This window comes from Gallibacterium faecale (assembly GCF_027920745.1).
Taxonomy (GTDB): Bacteria; Pseudomonadota; Gammaproteobacteria; order Enterobacterales; family Pasteurellaceae; genus Gallibacterium; species Gallibacterium faecale.
Genome location: NZ_JAQIBB010000118.1, coordinates 1 through 7335 on the forward strand (window position 1 = coordinate 1; position 7335 = coordinate 7335).

Consider the following 7335-nt stretch of genomic DNA (forward strand, 5'->3'; position numbering starts at 1 on the left):
TTTTTTACAGATTCTTGAAAAGTCAGTTATATATTGTTAACGTTGGCAAGTATTAACGTATGTATATGATTTAGACATTACAAAGGATTCAAAAAATGCAGTGGAACAAATCCTTTTTTTCTGCCCTAATTGGGCTATGCATTTTTACCAATACAATGGCTGATAAAGCACTTGAGTTACAAGTGAAAGGTATCGACAATAAAAAAGCGTATAATAATGTTACCGTCCACCTTTCCACACTAAAAGATATTCCTGTAGAAGACTCTGATCGTTATCACTATTTAGCCAGTAAAGCAATTGATGAAGCATTGCGTGCGGTGGGTTATTTTAACAGCAAAATTGATTATCAATTTGTGCCACAACCAAATAAAGCTAAAGATTTATTAGTCGCTAATGTGAAATTAGATAAGCCAGTAAAAATTGCTGAAACACAAGTACAAATTCTTGGTGAAGCAGAACAGGACGAAAACTTTCTTGCCTTAAAAAAGCAGTTGCCTAAAGCGGGAACTGTTTTAGACCAAAGTGTCTATGATGACTATAAAGCAAAAATAGAAAAAACCGCCTTAGCAAAAGGCTACTTTGATTCAGAATTTTTAACACACCGCTTAGCCATAATTCCTTCAGTTTATGAAGCTTATTGGCAACTCACCTTCGATAGTGGTAAACGTTACCATTATGGTGATATTAGTTTTAAAGGTTCACAAATCAAAGATGCCTACTTGCATAATATTTTAAAAATTCATCAAGGTGATCCTTATTTCATTAATGATCTTTCTGAATTAAGCACCGATCTATCTGCCAGCAACTGGTTTAAATCTGTGTTAGTGCAACCTAATGTGAATAAGAAAACCAAACAAGTTGATCTGGAAGTATTAGTCCAACCACGTTTAAAAAACAGTTATGAGATCGGGATTGGTTATGGTACTGATGTAGGCCCACGCCTACAATTTGGCTGGAATAAACCCTGGATCAATAGTCGTGGCCATAGTTTTTCATCAAATTTCTATATTTCTGCCCCAAAAAAGACAATAGAAGCCACTTACAAAATGCCATTACTGAAAAATCCGTTGAACTATTATTATGAAATCTCAACTGGATATGAAGAAGAAAATGATAACTATACGAAGACGTCTGGCTTAAACTTAGCGGTATTACGTTATTGGAATCGTGCCACAGGCTGGCAAAACTCTTTTGGAGTAAGAGCGCGCTATGATAACTTCACTCAAGCCGGCGTTTCTAACCATACGTTGCTTATCTACCCAACAGCTGGATTTAACCGTACTCGCTTACGAGGCGGATTATTCCCTTACTGGGGAGATTCACAAAAAATTACCTTAAACTGGGGAAATAAATTATTTGGTTCTGAAGTCGATTTCTATTCTGCTATCGCCTCCACTTCGTGGATCCGTACCTATGCAGAAAATCACCGGTTTCTTGTAAGAGCAGAAATCGGGTATTTATCCACCAAAGATTTTGACAAAATTCCACCTGCATTACGCTTCTTTGCTGGAGGTGATCGTAGTGTTAGAGGATACGGTTATCACAAAATTTCTCCACGTGATGACGATAATAAATTAGTCGGTGGTAATCGCTTATTCACATCAAGTGTTGAATATCAATACCAAGTGTATCCGAAATGGTGGGGTGCTATTTTTTATGACACCGGTTTTGCTGCTAATAAGTTTACCTTTTCTGAATTACGCAAAGGGGCCGGTATTGGGGTTCGCTGGAACTCACCAATTGGTGCAGTCAAATTTGACATCGCCACACCAATTAATGACAAAGATAATAGTAAAAATATTGAGTTTTATATTGGTATAGGATCAGAACTGTGAAACAACAAGAAAAAGAACAAGAACAACAATCATCGACTACCGATACATCATCAGCATCTTTGCCAACAACTAAAAAAAGTAAAGGTCGTCGTATTATTAAATGGCTTATTCTTAGTTTAATCAGCTTACTTCTGCTGATTATTATTCTGCTCGTTACCTTATTAAAAAGCCAAACTGCACAACAAAAATTAATCACGTTTTTAGATGAAAAACTTAACGATCTCTCAATCGAACGTGTCAGTGGAAATTTAGAACAAGGTTTGCAATTAGATCATTTAACTTATCGTACAGCAGGTGTTGATGTCAGTATCGCTCAAGCGCGTTTACAACTTGATCCTAATTGCTTACTCCATATGGGCGTATGCATTAATCAACTCAAACTAAGTCAACCTCAGATTGCCATTGATACATCACAACTACCAAAACAACCAGAACCTGAACAAAGTAGTAGTTCTGGTTTTGCACTACCTGTGGATATTGATCTTAAACAGCTTGAAATTGATAAATTTTCGCTAAAACTTGATAACCAACTACTGCGCTTAGAACATTTTTCATCCGGCTTACAGGCTTCAATGGCAAATGGCATCCATCTGTTACCCACTGAAATTAATGGATTACAATGGATAGAAACTCTAGCAGATGAAGTAGAATTACCAATTCAAGTCGAACAAAAATCTGATACAGAACAAACAACAACTACCCAACCAACCGATTGGGAAGCATTAAAGCAACAGTTGGCACAACCGCTATTAGATGCCCAACATCCTTTCCAACTACCAGTTACCTTGTATATTGAAAACTTGACTGCAAAAGATTGGTTATATCAGAAACAAACGACAAAAGGGAAAACAGTTTCAAAAATTAAGATCCCGACTATTGCTATTCAAGCCACTGCTGATCAACAGCAAATCAAACTTTCTACCTTACAAATAAACAGTACTCTGTTCGATCTGAATGGTACTGCAAACTTATCACAACAAGATAAATACCCATTACAACTCTCGTTGACTGGTAAATTACACCAACAAAAACAGCTTGATCAGCAAAAGAAAGAACAGGTGATCTTACCAGAAACTGACCTCAATCTGACCGCCAATGGCGAATTATATGGCAAACTCAGCACTGCACTCACCGTTAAAGGGTTAGCTGATGCAACATTAAATGCTCAAGTTGCCTTATCTGAAGAGAAACTGCCTCTTTCTCTAGATTTATTGATACAACAAGCTAAATATCCTCTCTACTTACCAAAAGAGAGTAATCCTGCTACGGATCAGATTCGTTTAGTAAAAACACATTTAGCCGTCACCGGTGATCTGTTAAATTATCAAGCGAATTTACAAGGAAATGTTGAGGGTATGCACTCTCCTACAGTAGATATTGATTTAAAAGGATATGGTTCTATTGATCAATTTACCATTGAACAAGCCGCGCTTTCAGGCTTAAATGGTAATCTTGATTTACAAGGTAACGTGACATGGCGAAATGGCGTTACTTGGGATAGTCAACTCCAATTACAACATCTGAACGTATATCGCTACTTCCATAGCGTAGATTGGCTGGCAACAGTTTCAGGTAAACTTGCTTCATCGGGTAAAGTGGATGCGCAAGGTTGGCAAGTCAATGTGCCAACCATCGACTTAACCGGAAATGCCGATAACAAACCACTTTCTATTAAAGGAGATCTTGCTTTAAGTAATACGCTGCCTTTACTGAGCAAACAATTCGATTTCCATTATGGCAATAACCATTTAGCATTTAATGGGAAATTAGCGAAAGAGTCTCAATTTAATTTAACGGTTAATGCGCCAAATCTTACTGGTTTATATAAAGGTTTAGATGTTTCTGCAATAGGAACTGCACATATCACAGGCGATATTCAACAACCAGAATTAGATCTGGATCTAACGATCCCACATCTACATATTGCAGATCTTTTATTACAAAAAGCCACGATTAAAGGAAAAGTACAAAGTGATCAGCAAAACTTACGCGGTCACCTGGATCTTAACTTAGCTCAATTCAAATATGGCGAAAGTGTTCAACTTTCTCAAATTGATTTAAAAGCTAATGGGGACGAACATCAACATACCTTACAGCTCCGTTCTAATGGCAAACCGGCATCGATTGATCTTGATTTACAAGGTAGCTTCGATCGTGATAAACAAACTTGGCAAGGAGAATTAAGCCATACACAGCTTGATACCTTAATCGGTAAATTTAATGCTGATAAAACGATTAAGGTCAATTACTTAAATCAAGAAAAATTAGCAAAAATTTCTGCGCATTGTTGGCAAAATAACAGCTTGCCCCTCTGCTTCCCGCAAGCATTTACCACAGGTATTGAAGGTCATATTCCATTTAAATTACAGCAAGCTAATCTGACTTTCTTAAAACAATTTTTAACTGATAACACCCAATTAAATTCTCAATTTGATTTAGAGGGTGAAGTAAATTGGTATCAAGATAAACCTTTTGATTTAACACTACATTTAGATAGTTCTCGTTTAACATTATTACAAAAAATGGATTATCGCCGTTTTAATCTTGAACTGAACAAATTAACTTTAGACGGTAAAATTAAAGACAATAAACTTACTGCAAAAACTGAAATTAAAATTCGTGATAATGGAGGCATTAATACGAATTTAACTTTGGATCATTTAAATACAACACCAGAATTAGGCGGTACAATCCAATTAAATGAACTCAAACTTGCTTTAATTAAACAATTTTTAAATGCTGGGGATCGCGTAGATGGTAATATTAATGCCAACTTACGCCTAGCTGGTCATTTAAATAATCCTCAAATTCATGGGAAACTCGCCCTTACCCAATTAACTACTTCTATGCCAGCCTTACCATTTACGATTACCGATGGTTTTGCCAATTTAAATTTCAATGGCAACCGTTCTACTATGGATGGCGAAATTGTGACTAAAGAGGGAACATTACGCTTACGCGGTGATAGTGACTGGCGAGTATTAAATAATTGGAAAGCTAATCTTTCAGCAACTTCTGACCAATTCTCACTGACCATTCCAGAAATGGCAAAATTGACTATCGTGCCAGATATTCATCTACAAGCTCAACCAAACCATCTCAATATCGAGGGACAGGTCGATGTGCCTTTTGCAAATATTGAAATCGAACAATTACCAGAAAGTGCTATTGGTGTGAGTGCTGATGAAGTGATTTTGGAACAACAGCCAAAGTTATCGGCTAAACAAAGTTTGAAAAAACTAACTGAAAAAGAAAACGCCTTTTTATCCACCAACATTATGATTAACCTTGGACAACGCGTCCAAGTTAGTGCCTATGGTCTAAAAAGTCGCCTAGAAGGTACGTTAAATGTACGTCAGCAAGATAATCAGCTCGGTTTATTTGGACAAATCCATTTAATAAATGGTCGTTATGCCTCATTTGGGCAAGATTTATTAATTCGTAAAGGAGAAATTATCTTCTCTGGTTTACCATCACAACCGACCTTAAATATCGAAGCAATTCGTAATCCAACTGCCATGGAAACCAATACTGTGACTGCTGGAGTTCGTGTTTCAGGTTTAGCTGAATCGCCAACGATTCAAGTATTCTCCGAACCATCAATGTCACAAGACAATGCCCTCTCTTATTTATTAACAGGTCGTGCGTTATCCTCTGAAAATGCTGGATCAAGTGCATCCCTAGGTGCAGCTTTAATCAGTATGAGCTTATCTAAGACAGGTAAAATGGTCGGACAAATTGGTGAAACCTTTGGTATCCAAAATCTCAATTTAGAAACACAAGGTCTTGGTGATCAATCGCAAGTTGTCGTTAGTGGTTATTTAACACCACGTCTGCAAGTTAAATATGGCGTAGGATTGTTCGAACCATTAGCAGAATTAACACTTCGCTATCGATTATTACCGAAATTATATTTACAATCAGTATCAGGAACATCACAAGCTGTTGATCTTCTATATCAATTTGAACACTAAGCACGCAGGTAAATTATTATGAAAGAAATCGCCGTTGTAGATCTCGGATCAAACAGTTTCCATATGATTGTTGCTCGTATTGTTAATGGCTCAATCCAGATTCTTTCTAGACTAAAACAGAAAGTTCAATTAGCAGAAGGTTTAGATCGCGATCAAGTGCTTAGTCAACAAGCCATCGATCGTGGTATTGCTTGTCTTGCTCTTTTCTCTGAACGTTTACAAGGCTTTCCTGCTGAAAATGTACAAGTCATCGGTACTTATACCTTACGCCGAGCAGTCAATAGTGATGAATTTTTACGTCAAGCAGCTCGTGTCTTTCCTTACAAAATTAATATTATTTCTGGTCAACAAGAAGCAAAATTAATTTATGCAGGGGTTTCCCACACACAACCAGAAAAAGGACGCAAACTGGTCATTGATATTGGTGGTGGTTCTACAGAAATGATTATTGGCGATGACTTTACGCCACTTATTGCAGAAAGTCGTCATATGGGATGTGTTAGTTTTGCTAAACGTTTTTTTAATGATGGAAAACTAAGTGTTGAACGTTTCCAACAGGCTAAGCAATGTGCATTAGAAAAAATTGAGGATTTAGCTTGGGAATATCGTCAATTAGGTTGGGAAGCGACTTTAGGTTCTTCTGGTACAATTAAAACTGTGAGTGAAGTTTTATTAGCTCTCCACTTTAAAGACGGTTTAATTACCCTCCCTCGTTTAAATGAATTAGTTGAACGAACTTTAAAAGCAGAACATTTTAATCAGATTCATTTACCCGGTTTGCACCATAATCGTATTGATGTTTTTGTACCGGGTTTAGCAATTCTCGTTGCACTATTTGAAACATTCCAAATTAAATCTATGCGTTATTCTGATGGTGCTGTCCGTGAAGGGGTAATGTATAACTTTGAAGATAAATTCCGCGTAAGCAATATTCGTGAGCGTACTGTTAATAGTTTAAATCAACAGTTTAATTTGGATCGTGAGCAAGCAACGCGGGTTTCACAAGTTGCACAAATGCTAGCGAAACAATATCACTCCTGGCAAGAAGAACGCTTTGCTTATGAATTAAGCCAAATCCTATTTTATGCTGCATTAACCCATGAAGTGGGTATTGTGATTAATCATCGTAATGTTCAAAAACATTCCGCTTATATTTTACAAAATACAGAACTACCGGGATTTGATAGTGAACAGCAACGTTTACTCGCTATCCTTGCACGTTTCCATACTGGGACATTTAGAATTGCCGATATTCCGGATTGCTATCGCTATACGAATGATGATGTACTAACACTTATTTTATTATTGCGTTTTGCCGTCATTTTCAATAAAACCAGACAAGCAACCGAATTAACAGAGATCCAGCTCTCCTATTCTGCTACGCAAAAATGGCAATTAGTCTTTCCTGATGAGTATTTAACTCGTAATCCATTACTAAAAACGGAATTACAGCAAGAACAAAAATTCCTTGCTTCATTAGGTATTGAATTAGATTATCGTTAATGTGTAAAAGCACTATACTTCAT

Annotated in this window: 3 protein-coding genes; all 3 read left to right on the plus strand. The window is 36.8% G+C overall.

The features are described from left to right. Positions 1-95: 95 nt before the first annotated feature. From tamA to ppx, 3 genes are read left to right on the plus strand one after another with little or no spacing between them, the layout of a single operon-like run. Positions 96-1835 carry an autotransporter assembly complex protein TamA gene (gene tamA, locus PF272_RS12200; RefSeq protein WP_271142966.1) on the plus strand — a complete coding sequence of 580 codons (1740 nt, stop codon included), beginning with the start codon at positions 96-98 and terminating at the stop codon, positions 1833-1835. Further along, entirely contained in the window at positions 1832-5809 is a 3978-nt protein-coding gene (gene tamB, locus PF272_RS12205) for an autotransporter assembly complex protein TamB (protein ID WP_271142967.1), read from the plus strand. Before tamA ends, tamB begins: the two co-directional genes overlap by 4 nt. 18 nt (positions 5810-5827) lie before the next feature. Beyond that, on the plus strand, positions 5828-7312 hold the full coding sequence (ppx, locus tag PF272_RS12210; protein WP_271142968.1) for an exopolyphosphatase: 1485 nt from the start codon (positions 5828-5830) through the stop codon (positions 7310-7312). Positions 7313-7335 lie beyond the last annotated feature (23 nt).